We start from the raw sequence: 17,314 nt of genomic DNA, 5'->3' as shown, positions 1-17,314 counted from the left end.
ACGGCCTGCGTCGGCGGCATGGACCCGCGCCGCGAGGCGCGCGCGCTCAACGAGGGCACGCACATCGTCGTCGGCACGCCTGGGCGCCTGCGCGACCACCTCGAGCGCCGCACCCTCGTTACCGACCAGATGAGGGCCGTCGTGCTCGACGAGGCCGACGAGATGCTCGACCTCGGCTTCCGCGAGGACATCGAGTTCATCCTCTCGGCGACGCCGAACGAGCGCAGCACCTTCCTGTTCTCGGCGACGCTGCCGAAGGCGATCGACAGCCTCGCCGCCCGCTACCAGCGCGACGCGCTGCGCCTCGCGGTGAAGAGCGAGACCCGCGGTCACGCCGACATCGCCTACCGGGCGATTCGCGTGGTGCCGCGCGAGATCGAGCACGTCGTGCTCAACCTGCTGCGCGCCGCCGACGCGCCGACGGCGATCGTGTTCTGCAACACCCGCAACGCGGTGCGTCACCTCCAGGCGAGCCTGACCGAGCGCGGCTTCTCTACCGTGGCCCTGTCGGGGGAACTCGGCCAGGGCGAGCGCAACGCCGCGCTCCAGGCGCTGCGCGACGGCCGCGCGAAGGTCTGCGTCGCGACCGACGTCGCCGCCCGCGGCATCGACCTGCCGGGTCTGTCGCTCGTCATCCACGCCGACCTGCCGCACGACGCCGAGGTGCTGCAGCACCGCAGCGGCCGCACGGGACGCGCCGGCAAGAAGGGCACCAGCATCCTGCTGGTGCCGAACGCCCGCCGTCGCCGGGCCGAGCAGATGTTCCAGCTCGCCAAGATCAGCCCCGAATGGGGCGGTCCCCCGTCGGCCGACGAGATCCGGCGCCTCGACGGCGAGCGCATGCTGGAAGACCCGCTGTTCACCGAGGCGCCCGGCGAGGAGGATCTCGCCCTCGCCGAGACGCTGATCACCGGCCGCACCCCGCTCGAGCTCGCCGCCGCCCTCGCCCGCGTCTACCGCACCCGCTTGCCGGCGCCGGAGGAGGTCACCGATCCGGGCGACCAGTCCGGCCGCGGCTCCGCGAGCCGGCCGCCCTACGATCCGATGGACCCCGAGCGCATCGCGGCGATGGGCCCGGCGGTGTGGTTCCGGCTCAACCTCGGCCGGCGCGACAACGCCGACCCGCGCCGCCTGCTGCCGATGCTGACCCGCCGCGGCGGGATCGACCGCCAGGAGATCGGCGCGATCCGCATCTTCGACCGCGAGACCAAGTTCGAGGTGCGCGGCAACGCCGCCTCGCGCTTCGCGCAGGCCTTCGCCCGCAACGGCTCGCCGGAGATCCAGGTCGAGGCCCTGGTCGGCGATGCCCCGGTCGCCGAGCGCAAGGGGCCGGCCGGCTTCAAGAGCCCGCGCGCGGCCAAGCACGAGCGCCACATCGGCAAGCCAGAGGCGGCGAAGCCTTACGCCCGCAAGCCGCGCGCCTGAGCGCGGCGTCGGCGCGCGGCCGACGTTGCCTCGCAGCGACCCGACCGGTCAGAACCGGTCGGGAATGCCCTTCACCGCATCGCCGAGCGCCTCGACGCTCTCGCGCAGCTTGCGCCCGGCCGGCGCCAGGGACGGCACCTTGATGCCGAACACCTCGGTGTCCTCGTCCTGCGCTTCCGCGGGCACTGCCTTGGCTTCGACCGCCGCGGGCTTGCGGGCGGCCGGCTTTTCCGCGACCGCCTTGCTCGCCGCTGGTGCCGCCGTGGCGGCGGGAGGCTTCGCGTGCGCCTCGATCCGCGGCTTCGCCTTCGAAGGCTCGGGCTTCGCGGCCTCGCGCTTCGCCAGCTCAGGTTTGGCCGCTTCGATCTTGGCCGCTTCGATCTTGGCCGTTTCGTCGACCGAAGATGCCGGACGGGTCGCGACCGCCTTCGGGGGCTCCGGCGGCAGGGCCGCGTAGGTCGCGGTCTCGGTCTTGGCGCGCACGGTCTCGGCCGCCAGCGGCGCGATGCCGGGCACGGTGCGGGCCGGCGCGACCAGGGTCGCCTGACGGGCCGGGCCGATCACCGGCACCTCGACAAGCGCCGGGACCGGTTTCGGCGCGGGTGCCGGCGTCGCGAGCTTGCTCGCGGCGACGGGCGGGTTCGGGGTGATGGCGGGCGTCGCAGATGTCGGTACGGCGTCGGTGGCGACGGAGCCCGCGCGCAGCATCGGATCGATCCGCGCTTCGACGACCGGGGGCTCAGCCGGCTCGGGCGGCAGGATCTCGCGGATCTTCGGGATCGACGAGGGGCTGCCCGTCGCCAGCGCCGGCAGCCCGTCCTTCAGGTCGGGCCAGTCGGCGGCCTGCCGGCTCGTCACGATCGGCTTGGCGCGCTGCGGTCCGGCGAGGCCTGAGAGGTAGGTGCTGGCCGCGGCGGCGAAGGCCCCGGTCCCGGCCACCCCGATCACGCCGAACAGCGCGATGCGGGCCCAGGGGCGTCGTGCGGCCGGACGCGGCACCGTCTTCTGCGATTGCCGGGTCTCGGACGGGTCGAGGGCGAGATCATTCATCGGGGGGCGATCATGGCAGGAGGTTGCATCGGGCACGCGAGGCGGATGCGACCGATCTCCCCATCACGGCCGCATCGCCTCCGAAGATGTTCCGCACGCGGAACTCGAGTGTGGATCAAGAACCGGCAATACGGCGCAACGATGTCGCCCCGCTTCGCGGCGCCGAGCCCCGGGCTTCGACCTGTCGCATCTTCTGTGGAGAAGTCGTCGTCGCGCCGAGGTCTTGCGTAGACGGTGTGTGCTTAAGAACTCGTATCGGCGGGCGTCCTGCCCCGGTCGAGCCTCAGGGCCAACCTGCGAGGTGCAAGGCCTGCGCCCGTGCCACGCGCTCGACCGCGCGGGTCCATCGGCTCGCCGGCCGAACGGGCGACGATGCGCCGGCCGCGACGGCCGCCTTCAGCGTCAAGCCGTCCCGATCGCCCCAGCGCGCGAGCAGAACCTGGAACGCGTCGTGCCGCGCACGCTCGAAGGGGATCGGCCGCAAAGCGGAATCGCGACAGGGATGGGGCGGGTAGAGATGGGCCACCGGCACCAGGCCGGCCGGGATCGGCGCCGTGGCCACGTGGGTGCGGCGGCGGCGCAGGATCTTCGGCACGACGTAGGCCCGCGGCCCGAACGGATCGCCGGCGCCGGACGACACCTCGATCCGCCCGAGCGGTCCCACGACGACCAAGTCTGCCTCGCCGCCCAACGCCTCCGGCCGGATCGCGCCATCGAAATCCGGCGGTGCGGCGCCGAGATGCGCGCGGAGCCGCGCGAGCGGTCCCGGCCGATCGGTCCTGACCCGGACGGAGACCTGCGCCGAGCCGAGACCGAGATCGAAGCTCACGGCCGCCCGCCGAGCCGGATCGAGCGCTTCGCGATCGGGGCCGAGCTCGGTGAACCGCGAGCAGGCGACGGCGCCGAAATCCGCAGCCGGCAGGCACAGCGCGACCGCGTGGCTCCATCCGTCGCCCACCGGCATTTCGTAGGCGATCGGTCGCACCGCATCCGTCAGCGTCAGCGCGATGCCGCCCGTGGCGGTCCGCAGGCCAATCCGGCCCTCCCCAAGGATCCGGAACGGTTCGTCCGGCCGCCGGCGGAACTCGGCGGCCGCCCCGAACGCGCCGAGGTTCCACGCGCTCGCGGGATCGGCGAGCGCGGCGCAGAGGATGTCGCGATCGGTCGCGTCGAGGGCCATGGTGGGCACGGCTACGCCGGTCGTCGCGGAGGCTCAAGCGCCGTCTGCAACCGAAGGCTGCGATGTGGACCGCATGCCGAACGCGCCTGCGCGGCATGGACTTCGCCGCGCGACGCCGCCACCCTGCGCGGCGTGAGCGCCAGACCGATCTCCCTCTCGACACCGCCGGACGACGCGCCCGGCACCGCCTCCCCTGTTCCACCGCAGGCGATCCCGGCGGCCGGGTTCTGGAGCGGCTGGTCGACCCGCGCGCGGCTGATCGCCGTCGTCCTCGCCATCGATGTCGTCGCGGCCCTGGTCTCCTGCGGCGTCATTGTGATCAACGCGCGCACGGCGGTGAAGGTCGAGACGCGGGCATCGCTCTCCACCGTGGAATCGCTCGTCGCCGACACGATCCGCCTCCTCGACGCGGCTCCGCCCGAACGCCTGCTCCAGACCCTCGACCTGCGCTTCCAGATCCTGCGCCACGTCCGCGTCACGGTGCGCGACGCCGCGGGCGCGACGGTGGGCGCGCCGATCGGCCAGCCGCGTCAGGAGAAGACGGCGCCGGCTTGGTTCGCAGACCTGATCATGCCGAAGATCGAGCAGCATGAGCTGCCGATCGTCACCGCCGGCCGCACGATCGGCACCGCGCGGATCACCACGCAGCCGATGGACGAGATCGACGAGATCTGGGTCTATGCGCGCGCCCTGTCGCTGACGACGTTCTGCATCAACGCGGCGATGCTGGCAGCCCTCTACCTTGCGCTCGGGCGCGTGCTGGCGCCGCTGGGCCGCCTCGCCGACGGCCTGACCCAGCTCGAGCGACACGATTACACCGCGCGGCTCGAGAACCCGGCGACCCACGAGTTCGCGGTGATCGCCATTCGCTTCAACCAGGTCGCGGAAGCGCTGAGTGCCGTCCGAGCCGCCAACGGCCGCCTGAAGCGGCAACTGCTGACCGCGCAGGACGACGAGCGCCGCAGCACGGCACTGGAACTGCACGACGAGTTCGGCCCCTGCCTGTTCGCCCTGGAAGCCAACGCGGCTTCCGTGAAGCGGCTCGCGACCGGCACGGCCGAGCCCGACCGGGACAAGCTCCTGGCGCGCGCCTCCGAGATCGCGGCGATCGTCGGTCAGGTGCAGAGCCGCAACCGCGACCTGCTCAACCGTCTGCGTCCGCACGCGCTCGGCCAGGTTCCGCTCGCCGACTGCCTCGGCCTGCTGTTGCGCGACTTTGCCCGCCGACACCCCGAGACCCGATTCACCGGGCGGTTCCAAGGGCTCGCCCGCGGCTACGGCGATCTCGCCGACCTCACCGTGTTCCGTTGCATCCAGGAGAGCATGACCAACGCCGTGCGTCACGGCCACGCCGCGACGGTCACCGCCGAGGCGCGCGAGGGGAGCGGCTCGCTGGTCGTGTCGATCGCCGACGACGGCACCGGGTTCGCGCCCGATCACGGCACCGGCCTCGGGCTCTCGGGCATGCGCGAGCGCGTCGAAGCGCTGGACGGAACGTTTGTTCTTGACAAGCACCCCCCGGGCGCCGTTGTCCGCATTATCATTCCCGTGGATGCGCAAAGGGGCGACGATGCCGACCCGGTGCGATCCGCCTGAGCGGCCTCGCCATCCCGAGCGATCCCCCGATGAAGTTCCCGGCTCGATGAACGCCTTTGCCATGAAGCCCGTCGCCGTCGAGACCCGGATGCCGGTCCTCGTGATCGACGATCATCCGATCGTGCTCCAGGGCTGCCGCCGGGTGCTGGAGGATGCCGGCATCGAGACGGTGGCCGAGGCGACCACCGTGGTCGACGGCTACCGGGCGTTCCACCGCCTGCGCCCGCCGATCGTGATCTGCGACCTGACGTTCCAGGGCAGCGGCCTGGCCGGCCTCGGCCTGATCCGCCGCATGTGCGCGGTCGAGCCCAAGACCCGCATCCTCGTGTTCAGCATGCACAACGATCCGGTGATCGTGGCACGCGCGCTCGAGGCCGGCGCGCTCGGCTACGTGCTCAAGGACCACGCCTCGGCCGAGCTGTTCGAGGCCTTCGAGAAGGTCCGGGCGGGGCAGGTCTACCTCGACCGGCGCCTCGCCACCGAGGTCGCGATGCTGCGCACCGACGCCCGCCGCACCCCCGAATCCCAGCTGACGCCGCGCGAGCAGCAGATCCTCGCGCGCCTCGCGCAGGGCAAATCCTACGGCGCGATCGCGACCGACCTGTCGGTGAGCTACAAGACCGTGACCAACGCCTGCTCGCAGATGCGGCAGAAGCTCGGCGTGCGGACGCTGGCCGAGCTGATCCACGTCGCCGTCACCGAAGCCCAGCGTCAGGGCTGACCGATCCGGCGGCGGCCGCGCCGCGCGACACGACGAGAGGCCGAACCATGGGCGATGCGGAAACCGGCACGTTCTCGCAAGCCGCGTGGGCGCGCAACGCCGCGCTCAACGAGACCATCCGTACGATACCGTTCAACGCCGAGCTTGCGGCCGGCACGCTCGGCCGGTCGCGCTTCACGCATTACATCGTCCAGGACGCTCATTACCTCATCGGCTTCGGCCGCGCCCTGAGTCTCGCCGCCGCCAAGGCGCCGGAGCCCGACGGCATCGTCCTGTTCGCCAAGGCGGCGGAAGAGGCGATCGTCGTCGAGCGCGCGCTCCACGGCGGCTTCTTCCGCGACTACGGCATCAGCACGGAGGCCTTCGCGGCGACGCCGCTGACGCCGGCCTGCGATCACTACGTCGCGTATCTCATGGCGACGGCCTACGCCGAGCCGTTCGAGGTGCTGCTCGGGGCGCTGCTGCCGTGCTTCTGGATCTACGCCGAGGTCGGGCGGGACATCCTGGCGCGCGAGAGCGCCGGCAATCCCTATCGCGCCTGGATCGACACCTATTCCGGAACGGACTTCCAGGACGCCGTCGCCCGGATGATCGCGGCGACGGACGAAGCCGCCCGCGGGGCATCGTCCACCGTTCGCGAGCGCATGCACAAGGCCTTCACCCACGCGACTAGGCTCGAATGGATGTTCTGGGACAGCGCCTACCGCGAAGCCGCCTGGCCGGTGTGACGGCAGGTCTCGTGCGGCCGATCCAGCGCTCTAAGCACCGGCATCGGTAAGGACCGTTTCGACCCGACCTGCGTGCGTCGCGCCTCCTCGAAGGGAGAGGGGGACACACCACCGATTCGAAAGGGGCAGAACGATCGGATTGGAGCGGGCGACGGGAATCGAACCCGTATATTCAGCTTGGGAAGCTGACGTTCTACCACTGAACTACGCCCGCGCCGGGCCGCGTTTCGGCAGCGCGGCTGGACCATAGCAGAGCCGCCGACGTTGTCCACGGGGTCGATGGTCCTGCGGTCATGGACGGGCACCGCGAAACATCTTCTTCGGGCGGCAGCCCGGCACGCGATGCTCCGGCAGCGGCCACACGATCGCCGCGCGCAGGCCATCGCCGCCGTATCCGTTCCCATGGCGACGCCGTTCCACTATCACCCGTCGGACCTGCACCCACGATGCGTGCGGCGTCCGCCTCCGGTGGGCGGCGCCGGCCGAGGACCGATCCGAGATCCATGGACGCCCCTTCCCCCCTGGCCGCGCCCGCGGACAATCCCGCGCGGCTGATCCTCGCTTCGGCCTCGCCGCGCCGGCTCGCGCTCCTGCAGCAGATCGGCATCGAGCCGGACGCCCTGCTTCCCGCCGACGTCGACGAGACGCCGCTGAAGTCCGAATCGCCACGCGAGCTCGCCCGGCGGCTCGCGCGGCTGAAGCTCTCCGCGGCGCAAGGGGCGCTCCACCTCCACGAGCACGGCGGGAAGAGCTGGGTGCTGGCGGCCGACACCGTGGTCGCGGTCGGCCGCCGCGTGCTGCCCAAGGCCGAGGTGCCCGACGAGGCCGCCGACTGCCTGCGCCTGCTTTCCGGGCGGCAGCACCGCGTGTTCACGGCGATCTGCCTGCTCTCGCCGAAGGGCGCGCGGCGCGAGCGCATCGTCGAGAGCCGGGTGCGGTTCAAGCGCCTGTCCCAGCGCGAGATGAGCAGCTACCTCGCCTCGGGCGAATGGCGCGGCAAGGCCGGCGGCTACGCGATCCAGGGGCTGGCCGGCGCCTTCGTCGTCAAGCTCGTCGGCTCGCACTCGGCCGTCGTCGGCCTGCCGCTCTACGAGACGATGGCGCTCCTCGACGGCGAGGGGTTCCCGGTGCGGGCCGGCTGGGGCGCGATGGCATGACGACGGTCGCGAAGCTGCCCCCCTGCCCGATCTGCGGCAAGCCGGCCGATCCGAAGCTGAAGCCGTTCTGCTCGGAGCGCTGCTCGGACATCGACCTCGGCCGCTGGCTCAGCGACCGCTACGTGATCCCGGCCGCCGATGACGAGGACGAGGACGCGTTGCCGGCCGCCCGGAAACCCGAGCACGAATAGCGGGAAAATCATCCAGCCGATGCGCCCGATCAGGCTGGACAGGCCCGGAGGCACTGACTATACCCCCGCCCTGTCGAGCCGCCACGCGGATCGGCGAAGGCCCAGGTAGCTCAGTTGGTAGAGCATGCGACTGAAAATCGCAGTGTCGGCGGTTCGACTCCGTCCCTGGGCACCATCCCTCCCCAGCGTCTGAACTAGATTCGCAGCCGCGGCTGCTGAACGCGTTCGTGCCTGCGCGGACGCCCTCTCAGGTGGTGCCCGATCCCTCGACGATCGCGGCCAGCCTCTCCGCCGTTTCAAGATCCTCCGGCGTGTTGACGTTGAGGAACAGGTCGATCGGCTCGATCGGCCAGCGCACCACCGCGGCGCCGTGACGGCCGATGAAGCCGCCGACGCGGCGCTCGTTGCGCTCGACGAGCGCGGCACGCAACTCTGCCCGCAGATGGATCGGCCAGAGCGCCACGGTGTAGTGCTCGCGATCGCCCGAGGCGGCGACCGGGATCGCAGCCGCCTCCCGGGCTGCGGCGAGGCGGGCGACGAGGTCGAGCGGCAGGAACGGCGCGTCGCAGGAGACGCTGACGACGGCGTCCACGTCGGCGTGGAACGCGGCCGCATGGTCCAGCCCGGCCAGGATGCCGGCGAGCGGGCCGGGATGGCCGGCGACGCCGTCGGGCAGGACCGGCCCCGGAAAGCCGGAGAACCGCGTCGGGTCGCCGTTGGCGCTGAGCATCAGCCCAGCCGGGCATTGCGGCGCCAGGCGCCCGGTCACCCGCTCCAGCAGCGTCCGGCCGCCGAGGGTGCGCAGCACCTTGTCGCCGCCGCCCATGCGGCGGGCGAGACCGCCGGCCAGGATCAGGCCCAGGACCGGCGGCATCGTCGCGCCTATTCGAAGACGATCTTGGGCGCCGCCCGGCCGGCCGGTGCCGCGGTCAGGTTGTCCCAGAGCTTGCGCGCGATCTCGCGGTAGACCTGGGCCTGCGGTCCGTCGGGGGCGACGGCGACGACCGGCTGGCCGGCATCGGACGATTCCCGGATCGTCATGTTCAGCGGCACCTCGCCGAGGAACGGCACGCCGAGGCGCTGCGCCTCGATCCGCGCGCCGCCATGGCCGAAGATGTGCGATTCGTGGTTGCAGTTCGGGCAGATGAAGGTCGCCATGTTCTCGATCACGCCGAGGATCGGCACCGCGACCTTCTTGAACATCGTCACGCCGCGCCGCGCGTCGATCAGCGCGAGGTCCTGCGGGGTCGAGACGATCACGGCGCCCGAGAGCGGCGTCGCCTGGGCCATGGTGAGCTGCGCGTCGCCGGTGCCCGGCGGCATGTCGACGATCAGCACGTCGAGCTCGCCCCAGAGCACGTCGCGCAGCATCTGCGTCAGCGCCGACTGCACCATCGGGCCGCGCCAGATCATCGCCGTCTCGGGCTCGATCAGGAAGCCGATCGACATCACCTTGAGGCCGTAGCCTTCCATCGGCTCCATGCTGCGGTTGTCGACCACCTTCGGCTTGCCGGAGAGGCCGAACAGCTTCGGCACCGAGGGACCGTAGATGTCGGCATCGAGCAGGCCGACCTTCAGGCCCTGCGCCTTCAGGGCGAGGGCGAGGTTGCAGGCGGTGGTCGACTTGCCGACGCCGCCCTTGCCCGAGGCCACCGCCACGATGTGGCGGACTCCCGGCAGGGCCGGCCCCTGGCCGGGAGGCGCGCCGGGACGCGGCGGCGCGGCATTCACCGGAACCGGGGCGGCCTTGCTCTGCTCCGGCATGCCGGGGCCGCGCTCGGAGGTGAGGCTCGCGAACACGCCCGAGACGCCGGGCATCGACAGCACCTTGCCCTCTGCCGACCGGCGGATCGGCTCGAAGCGCGCCGCCTCGCTGGCGTCGATCAGGATCGAGAACATCACGCGGTTGGTCGGGTCGACGACCACCTGCGACAGGCGGCCGGACGCCGGCAGGGTGGTGCCGGCGGTATCGATGGTCACGCTTTGCAGCGCGCGCAGCACGTCGTCTCGGGTGATCGCCACGGTCGGCCTCCTTCGCCGCGTCCGGCGTCTCTGGATCTCGAAAGGGATGGTTCCGGCCCATGTAAACAGCCGTGCCGGAAACGCCAGCCGAAGCGGGCCTACCACCATGCGGCGCCTGTGCGCAGGCGATCGAACCAACCGATGCGTCATCCGTTGTGAAACGACCGCCGGCGCGGGCGGCAGGGAGAGCCGGTGCGCCGTCACCATCTGGAGAGACCTAAGCGATGCATCAGGGCAATCACCGCGACCACGCGGGCGCGAAGAAGCTGTTCGAGCTGGTCAAGGACGTCAAAGTGGCGATGATGACCACCGCCGACGCCGACGGCACGCTCAACAGCCGTCCGATGTGGAACAACGACATCGACGAGAACGGCGACCTGTGGTTCTTCACCAAGCTGCACTCGCCCAAGACCGCCGAGATCGGCCGGGACAACCAGATCAACCTGTCGTACTCCGACCCGTCGAGCCAGACCTACGTCTCCATCGCCGGCAAGGCGGAGATTGTCAGCGACCAGGCGATCATCGACGCCAAGTGGACCGAGAGCCTGAAGACCTGGTTCCCGAACGGCAAGGACGACCCCGAGGTGGCGCTGCTCCGCATCCACCCCGAGCAGGGCGAGTACTGGGACAGCCCGAACAGCAAGATGCTGCACCTGTTCGGCTACGTGAAGGCCTCGCTCACCGGCGAGAGCCCGAAGACGGAGACCAAGAAGGTCGACCTCGCCTGATCGCGGCGGCCTGAGCCGCCTTCGCGACGACAGGCGGCGTGCCCGGTGCGGCGCGCCGCCTTTTTCGTGCCCGCGCCGCCGCCTCCGTTGACACAGGGCTGCCGGTCATGCGCCCTCGGGGCTCCGTGACGCCCGCCCCGAGGTTCCAAAGACATGCTCGATCTCGCGCGGCGGGTGCACGACCACAGTTTCGGCATCGACCCGATCGTGCGGTCGCTGCTCGACACCGACTTCTACAAGCTGCTGATGGCGCAGACGATCCTGCGCCGACACCGCGACGTGGCGGTGACCTTCGGCATCAACAACCGCACGACCCGCATCCGCATCGCCGACGAGGTCGACGCCGGCGCGCTGCGCGAGCAGCTCGATCACGCCCGCTCCCTGCGCCTGTCGCGTGGCGAGGCGACCTGGCTGCGCGGCAACGCCTTCTACGGGCGCCGCCGCATCCTGTCGGCCGACTTCATCGCCTGGTTCGAGGGGTTTCGGCTGCCCGAATACCAGCTCGAGGCGCGGGACGGGCAGTACGAGCTCACCTTCCACGGACCGTGGGTCGAGACCACGATGTGGGAGGTGCCAGCGCTTGCCATACTGAACGAGCTGCGCTCGCGCGCCGTCCTGCGCGACCTCGGCAAGCTCGACCTGCAGGTGCTGTACGCGCGGGCGATGACGCGGGTCTGGGAGAAGATCGAGCGCCTGCGCAAGCTGCCCGACCTGTCGATCGCCGATTTCGGCACCCGTCGCCGGCACGGCTTCCTGTGGCAGGACTGGTGCGTGCAGGCGATGGACGAGGGCTTGGGCTCCAAGCGCTTCCTCGGGACCTCGAACTGCCTGATCGCGCTCCGCCGCGAGGTCGAGGCGGTCGGCACCAACGCGCACGAGCTGCCGATGGTCTACGCGGCCCTGGCGGAGGACGATGCGGCGCTCGCCCGCGCGCCCTACGACGTGCTGCGCGACTGGCAGGAGGATTACGAGGGCAACCTTCTCGTCGTGCTGCCCGACACCTACGGCACCACCGGATTCCTCGCCGGCGCGCCCGACTGGCTCGGCGACTGGACCGGCATCCGCATCGATTCGAAGGACCCGATCGAGGGCGGCGAGGAGGCGATCGCGTTCTGGCGCTCCCGCGGCGCCGACCCGCGCGAAAAGCTCGCGATCTTCTCCGACGGGCTCGACATCGACACGATCGAGCGGATCCACGCGCATTTCTACGGGCACCTGCGGATCGGTTACGGCTGGGGCACCCTGCTTACCAACGATTTTCGCGGGCTGGTGCCGGAGGGCCGGCTCGATCCGATCTCGATCGTCTGCAAGGTGACCCATGCCAACGGGCGCCCGACGGTGAAGATCTCCGACAACCCGACCAAGGCGCAGGGGCCGGCGGACGCCGTTGCGCGCTACAAGCGGGTGTTCGGCGTCGGCGCGCAGGATGCGATGGCGGTGGTGGTCTGAGCCGGCCGATCGCGCCGGCCCCCGGCGCAGCTTCCATTGAAGTCGTGTCACAGACTGAAGATTGAAATTACGCGGTCTCCGTTCGTGGTGGGCGTGCGCTATGTCCCGCCCCGATACCGGCGCGTCGCCTTCCGAGGAGGCGCGCGAACCAAGCCGGAACAGCAGGGACGCGGATGCCATGTCACGGATCGATCGACGCGCGCTGATCGGAGCAGCGGGTCTGGCGCTCGCAGGCCCCACCCTCGGGGGTTCGGCACATGCCGCGGATGCTCCTGCACCGAAGCCAGCCGAGGCGAAGGACGTCACCCGCACGCTGGCGCGCTGGGTCGTGAACGCCCGGTTCGAGGATCTGCCCGAGGCGGTGCGCCGAGAGGCGACGCGAACCTTCCTGAACTGGGTCGGCGTCGCCATCGGCGGCTCGCATCACGAGACGCTGGACGTGGCGGTCTCCGCGCTCGCGCCGTTCTCGGGGCCGCCCCAGGCCGGCCTGTTCGGCCGCTCCGAGCGCTTCGACATCATGAACGCGGCGTTCCTCAACGGCGTGTCGAGCCACATCTTCGACTACGACGACACTCACCTGAAGACCGTCATCCACCCGGCCGGCCCGGTCGCCTCGGCGATCCTCGCCTATGCCGAGATGCACCCGGTCTCGGGGCGCGACTTCCTCGACGCGCTGGTGCTCGGAATCGAGACCGAGTGCCGGATCGGCAACGCGGTCTATCCCAACCACTACGACGTCGGCTGGCACATCACCGGCACCGCCGGCGTGTTCGGGGCGGCGGCCGCCGCCGGCAAGCTGATGGGCCTCACCGAGCAGCAGATGGTGTTCGCCCTGGGGCTGGCCGCCTCGCAGCCGGTGGGCTTACGCGAATCGTTCGGCTCGATGAACAAGAGCTTCAACCCCGGCCGCGCCGCGGCCAACGGCCTGTTCGCCGCGATCCTCGCGGCCAAGGGCTTCACCTCGTCGGACGGCATGATCGAGGCCAAGCGTGGCTGGGCCAACACCGTCTCGACCAAGCGGGATTATCGCGAGATCACCGAGGGGCTCGGCACGCGGTACGAGAGCCTGCTCAACACCTACAAGCCGTTCGCCTGCGGCATCGTCATGCATCCGGCGATCGATGCCGCGATCCAGCTTCGCGACGAGGAGCACCTCAAGCCCGAGCAGATCGCGCGCGTCGACCTGAAGGTGCATCCCCTCGTGCTCGAGCTCACCGGCAAGACCGCCCCGCAGGCGGGATTGGAAGGCAAGTTCAGCATCTACCACGCGGTCGCCGTCGCGCTGGTCGAAGGCGCGGCCGGCGAGAAGCAGTTCAGCGACCGCGCCGTTCGCGATCCCGTCGTCGTCGCGTTGCGCGACAAGGTCGTGCCGGTTGTCACGCCGGGGATCGCGGCGGCACAGGTCGACATGACCGTCACGCTCGCCGACGGGCGCACGCTGCACCGCCGCATCGAGCACGCGATCGGCAGCGTCGAGCGTCCGATGAGCGACGCCGCCCTGGAGCGCAAGTTCACCGATCTCGCCGACGGCGTGCTGCCCGCGGCGCAGGCCCGCCGGGTGATGAGCCTGTGCTGGTCGCTCGATACGCTCAAGGATGTCGGCGACGTGATTCGCGCAGGGGTTGCGCAAGCCTGACGATCACGAGCCCGTGAAAACCCGCCGCAACGGGAGGGATCGTTTCGCGGCGCCGTGCCGTTCCCCGTTCGCACCGGCGAATGCACGGGCGTTGCGGGCGTGAGCGTACGGTTCGGTGGCGGCATGGCGACGAAGACAGACGACCCTCCCATCCCGGTGCCGTCTCCCACCCGGATCGCCGCCGCCGAGACCCCGAAATCGGCGCTGGTCTCACCGGTCCTCGTCAGCGCGATCATCATCGCGGCGCTCTATGTCGGGCGCGAGATCTTCATCCCGATCGTCATCGCGGTTCTGTTGTCCTTCGTGCTCGGACCGCTGGTCGCGCTCCTGCGCCGCTGGCACCTGCCGCGCGTCGTCGCGGTCGGCTCCGCGGTGGTGTTCACCCTCGGCATCGTCGCCGCCCTGGCGACGCTGATCGGCGTCCAGGTCGCCGGCCTCGTCGGCGACGCGCCGCGCTACCGCTCGACGATCGAGCGCAAGATCGAGGGCCTGCGCGACAGCCCGGTCGCGCATCTCACCGATTACGTCGCCAATATCGGCCGGGCGATCCACGATGCCGGCAACACCGAGAAGGCGCCGAAGCCCGCGGCGGAGGCGAAGCCCGGCCCCGAAACCAAGCCGGCGCGGCCGGCCTCGGAACCGGCTCCCGTCCTCGTCGAGATGCGCCAGACGCCGCCCGGCCCGCTGGAGACGGCGAGCACCCTGCTCTCCCCGGTGATGCAGCCGCTGGCCACCACCGGCATCGTCTTCGTCGTGCTGCTGTTCGTCCTGATGCAGCGCGAGGATCTGCGCGACCGGATGATCCGCCTCGCCGGATCGAGCGACCTGCACCGCACCACCGTCGCGATGGACGACGCCGCGCGGCGGCTCAGCCGCTACTTCGTGGTGCAGCTGGCGCTCAACACCGCCTTCGGGCTGGTGGTCGGCATCGGCCTCTACGTCATCGGCGTGCCCAACCCGGTGCTGTGGGGCATCGTCTCGGCGATGATGCGGTTCGTGCCGTATATCGGCGCCTTCCTCTCGGCCCTGCTGCCGCTCCTGCTGGCGGCGGCCGTCGATCCGGGCTGGGACATGGTGATCGCCACCGCGATCCTGTTCCTGGTGCTGGAGCCGCTGACGGGCCAGATCGTCGAGCCGATGCTCTACGGCCATTCCACCGGCCTCTCGCCGTTCGCGGTGCTGATCTCGGCTCTCTTCTGGACCTGGCTGTGGGGGCCCGTCGGGCTTCTGCTCTCGACGCCGCTGACGGTCTGCCTCGTCGTGCTGGGGCGGCACATCGACAAGCTCGAGTTCCTCGACGTGCTGTTCGGCAACCGCGCCGCCCTGACGCCTGTCGAGAACTTCTACCAGCGCATCCTCGCCGACGACCCGGAAGAGGCGCAGGAGCACGCCGAGCTGATCCTGCAGACCTGCTCGCTGTCGGCCTATTACGACGACGTGGTTCTGAAGGGCCTCGAGCTCGCCGCCCGCGACGCCGCCCGCGGCGTGCTGACCCTCGAGCAGAAGACCGACATCCGCGCCTCCGTCAGCGAGCTCGTCGACGCGCTCGCCGAGCGCGACGACCGGGTTCCCGTCGCGCCTGCGGCCGATGCCGACGACGGTGCCAAGGGGGATGCGAAGGCCGATCCCGAAGCGGCGCAGCCAAGCCGGGAGGAGATCCCGCCGGCGTGGTCTCGCGAGGGCGCGGTGCTGTGCGTCGCGGGGCGGGGCTTCATCGACACGCCGGCGGCCGCGATCCTCGCACAGCTCCTCGCCAAGCGCGGGCTCGGGACGCGGATCGTACCGTTCGGCGACGTGTCGCGCGCGAAGATCGCCGATTTCGACCCCGGCGAGGCGCAGATGACTTGCATCGTCTCCCTGGCGATCAGCGGAGAGCCGGGGCACCTGCGACGGCTCGTCGATCGCCTTCGGCGCCGGATGCCCGACGTCCCGATCGTCGTCGGGCTGTGGCAAGCGGACGACGATGCCGCCGGCCGCGGCAGCATCCCGGCGGCCGAGCACGTCTCGTCGCTCGCCAGCGCCGTCGACACGGTGCTGGCCCATGTGCACGCCGAGCCGGAGCCGTCCCCCATGCCGGTGGCTGCGCAGGCTTGACGGAAACGGCCGAAACCCGCCTTCCTGCCGCGATGCAGGATCGAACGGGGAAAAGCCGATGAGCGTCGTCGAACTCGGCCGGTTCATGGACGATCTCGCCGACGCGTCGGGCCAGGCGATCCTGCCGTTCTTCCGTGCCCAGTATGCGCTGACCGACAAGGCGGCGGGCACGGCCGCGTTCGATCCCGTGACCGAGGCCGACCGCGCCGCCGAGCTGGTCCTGCGCAACATGATTCGCGGTCGGTTTCCCGCCCACGGCATCCTCGGTGAGGAGTTCGGCTCGGAGCGGCTCGACGCGGAATGCGTCTGGGTGCTCGATCCGATCGACGGCACCCGCGCCTTCATCACCGGCATCCCGACCTGGGGAACCCTGATCGGCCTGACCCGGAAAGGGAGCGCCGTGCGCGGCCTGATGCACCAGCCCTATCTCGGCGAGCGCTTCACCGGCGATGGACGCACCGCACGCCTGCGAAGCTCGCGCGGCGAGCGCACGCTCCATACCCGCCGCTGCTCCGACCTGTCGGCGGCGATGCTCGCCACCACCGATCCGCGGTTGTTCACGGACGGCGCGGAAGCCGATCGGTTCCGGGCCATCGAGGGTCGCGTGCGCATGTCGCGCTACGGCACCGACTGCTACGCCTATTGCATGCTGGCTTCGGGCCAGATCGACCTCGTCGTCGAGGCCGGCTTGAAGCCCTACGACATCGTCGCGCTGATCCCGATCGTCGAGGGTGCGGGCGGCGTCATCACCGCCTGGGACGGCGGTCCCGCGACCAGCGGCGGCCGCATCGTCGCCGCCGGCGATCCGCGCATGCACGCGGCGGCGCTGGCGATTCTCAACCCGTAACCGGTCGGCGCCCGAAACCACATTGCGACCCGTCTCGACGAACTGAACCGTCCATGCGCCCCGGCCGTTCCTGGTCGTCCGCAACGCTTCCTCCCGGCTGCCCGTGCTCCTCGCCGCACTCCTTCTCCTGACGACGCTGCCGCCGCTGGCCGAAGGGTCTGTCGACGCGCTCCGGGCGCACGCGGTCGGCTTGCAAACGCCGTCGGTCGAGGCGGCACCGTATTATCAGCACGTCGCGCGGGCGGTCTCGAACTGGCGAGGCCAGGCCGGTACCGAGCTTCGGCCGGTCTCGCTCGCCCTGGTCGCGCAGGTGGCACCCACCGAGCCGGCCTACGTCGCACGCTGCGCCAAGCTCAACAATTACTGGTGCATCAAGAGCGCGCGCTGGTCGGGCGAGATCGGTGCCGACGCCGAGGGGCATACCGGCTTCGCCACCGCGGCGGACGGCGCCGACGCCGCGGCCGGGCTGCTCCGGCGATACTACCGGGAT

At 70.9% G+C, this 17,314-nt stretch carries 15 protein-coding genes, 2 tRNA genes and 1 pseudogene; 13 read left to right on the top strand and 5 right to left on the bottom strand.

Going from position 1 to position 17,314, the window contains the following annotated elements; all coding sequences use genetic code 11:
* On the top strand, positions 1-1,425 hold a 1,425-nt coding region (locus tag FV223_RS06325), incomplete at its 5' end, for a DEAD/DEAH box helicase (RefSeq protein WP_147726005.1).
* Between the two features lie 48 nt (positions 1,426-1,473).
* Here the strand turns inward: FV223_RS06325 and FV223_RS32380 are convergent.
* Positions 1,474-2,475 carry a hypothetical protein gene (locus FV223_RS32380; RefSeq protein ID WP_147726004.1) on the bottom strand — a complete coding sequence of 334 codons (1,002 nt, stop codon included), beginning with the start codon at positions 2,473-2,475 and terminating at the stop codon, positions 1,474-1,476.
* 283 nt (positions 2,476-2,758) lie between these two features.
* Positions 2,759-3,655, bottom strand: coding sequence for a hypothetical protein (locus tag FV223_RS06315; protein WP_147726007.1), 897 nt, complete (start codon positions 3,653-3,655; stop codon positions 2,759-2,761).
* Between the two features lie 210 nt (positions 3,656-3,865).
* Here FV223_RS06315 and FV223_RS06310 point away from each other — a divergent pair, with 210 nt between their 5' ends.
* Genes FV223_RS06310 through FV223_RS06300 form a run of 3 tightly spaced genes read left to right on the top strand, consistent with a single transcriptional unit; the run spans position 3,866 to position 6,700 of the window.
* Positions 3,866-5,251, top strand: a complete 1,386-nt coding sequence (locus tag FV223_RS06310) for an ATP-binding protein (RefSeq protein ID WP_246689618.1) — start codon at positions 3,866-3,868, stop codon at positions 5,249-5,251.
* A gap of 46 nt (positions 5,252-5,297) precedes the next feature.
* Entirely contained in the window at positions 5,298-5,972 is a 675-nt protein-coding gene (locus tag FV223_RS06305; RefSeq protein WP_147726003.1) for a response regulator transcription factor, read from the top strand.
* 47 nt (positions 5,973-6,019) lie between these two features.
* Entirely contained in the window at positions 6,020-6,700 is a 681-nt protein-coding gene (locus FV223_RS06300; RefSeq protein WP_147726002.1) for a TenA family protein, read from the top strand.
* Between the two features lie 140 nt (positions 6,701-6,840).
* Here the strand turns inward: FV223_RS06300 and FV223_RS06295 are convergent.
* A tRNA-Gly gene (locus tag FV223_RS06295) sits at positions 6,841-6,914 on the bottom strand.
* A gap of 289 nt (positions 6,915-7,203) precedes the next feature.
* On the opposite strand from FV223_RS06295, the gene FV223_RS06290 reads away from it, so the two are divergent.
* The 3 genes from FV223_RS06290 (at position 7,204) to FV223_RS06280 (ending at position 8,223) form a co-directional block, all read left to right on the top strand.
* Complete coding sequence (locus tag FV223_RS06290; RefSeq protein WP_147726001.1) at positions 7,204-7,857, top strand: Maf-like protein; 654 nt, start codon at positions 7,204-7,206, stop codon at positions 7,855-7,857.
* Complete coding sequence (gene yacG, locus FV223_RS06285) at positions 7,854-8,048, top strand: DNA gyrase inhibitor YacG (RefSeq protein ID WP_147726000.1); 195 nt, start codon at positions 7,854-7,856, stop codon at positions 8,046-8,048. The genes FV223_RS06290 and yacG overlap by 4 nt, the downstream gene beginning before the upstream one ends.
* 99 nt (positions 8,049-8,147) lie before the next feature.
* Positions 8,148-8,223 (top strand) — tRNA-Phe (locus FV223_RS06280).
* Positions 8,224-8,295: 72 nt separating this feature from the next.
* Here FV223_RS06280 and mobA read toward each other — a convergent pair.
* Both mobA and FV223_RS06270 read right to left on the bottom strand, forming a co-directional pair.
* On the bottom strand, positions 8,296-8,922 hold the full coding sequence (gene mobA / locus FV223_RS06275) for a molybdenum cofactor guanylyltransferase MobA (RefSeq protein ID WP_147725999.1): 627 nt from the start codon (positions 8,920-8,922) through the stop codon (positions 8,296-8,298).
* A gap of 8 nt (positions 8,923-8,930) precedes the next feature.
* Positions 8,931-10,070, bottom strand: coding sequence for an Mrp/NBP35 family ATP-binding protein (locus FV223_RS06270; RefSeq protein WP_147725998.1), 1,140 nt, complete (start codon positions 10,068-10,070; stop codon positions 8,931-8,933).
* Between the two features lie 224 nt (positions 10,071-10,294).
* Between FV223_RS06270 and FV223_RS06265 the strand changes: the two genes are divergently transcribed.
* The 6 genes and pseudogenes from FV223_RS06265 to FV223_RS06240 all read left to right on the top strand — a co-directional run.
* A complete protein-coding gene (locus tag FV223_RS06265) occupies positions 10,295-10,798 on the top strand; it encodes a pyridoxamine 5'-phosphate oxidase family protein (RefSeq protein ID WP_147725997.1) in 504 nt (167 codons plus the stop codon).
* Positions 10,799-10,951: 153 nt separating this feature from the next.
* Complete coding sequence (locus tag FV223_RS06260; protein ID WP_147725996.1) at positions 10,952-12,247, top strand: nicotinate phosphoribosyltransferase; 1,296 nt, start codon at positions 10,952-10,954, stop codon at positions 12,245-12,247.
* Positions 12,248-12,425: 178 nt separating this feature from the next.
* Positions 12,426-13,883 carry an MmgE/PrpD family protein gene (locus FV223_RS06255; RefSeq protein ID WP_147725995.1) on the top strand — a complete coding sequence of 486 codons (1,458 nt, stop codon included), beginning with the start codon at positions 12,426-12,428 and terminating at the stop codon, positions 13,881-13,883.
* 123 nt (positions 13,884-14,006) lie between these two features.
* Positions 14,007-15,977, top strand: coding sequence for an AI-2E family transporter (locus FV223_RS06250; protein ID WP_147725994.1), 1,971 nt, complete (start codon positions 14,007-14,009; stop codon positions 15,975-15,977).
* 58 nt (positions 15,978-16,035) lie between these two features.
* Entirely contained in the window at positions 16,036-16,824 is a 789-nt protein-coding gene (hisN, locus tag FV223_RS06245; protein WP_147725993.1) for a histidinol-phosphatase, read from the top strand.
* 103 nt (positions 16,825-16,927) lie between these two features.
* Positions 16,928-17,314, top strand: a pseudogene (locus FV223_RS06240) (hypothetical protein); the annotation flags it as partial.

This window comes from Methylobacterium sp. WL116, assembly GCF_008039455.1.
Classification (GTDB): Bacteria; Pseudomonadota; Alphaproteobacteria; order Rhizobiales; family Beijerinckiaceae; genus Methylobacterium.
Note: the sequence above shows the minus strand (reverse complement) of the source record. Positions and strands in the feature narration are given on the sequence as shown.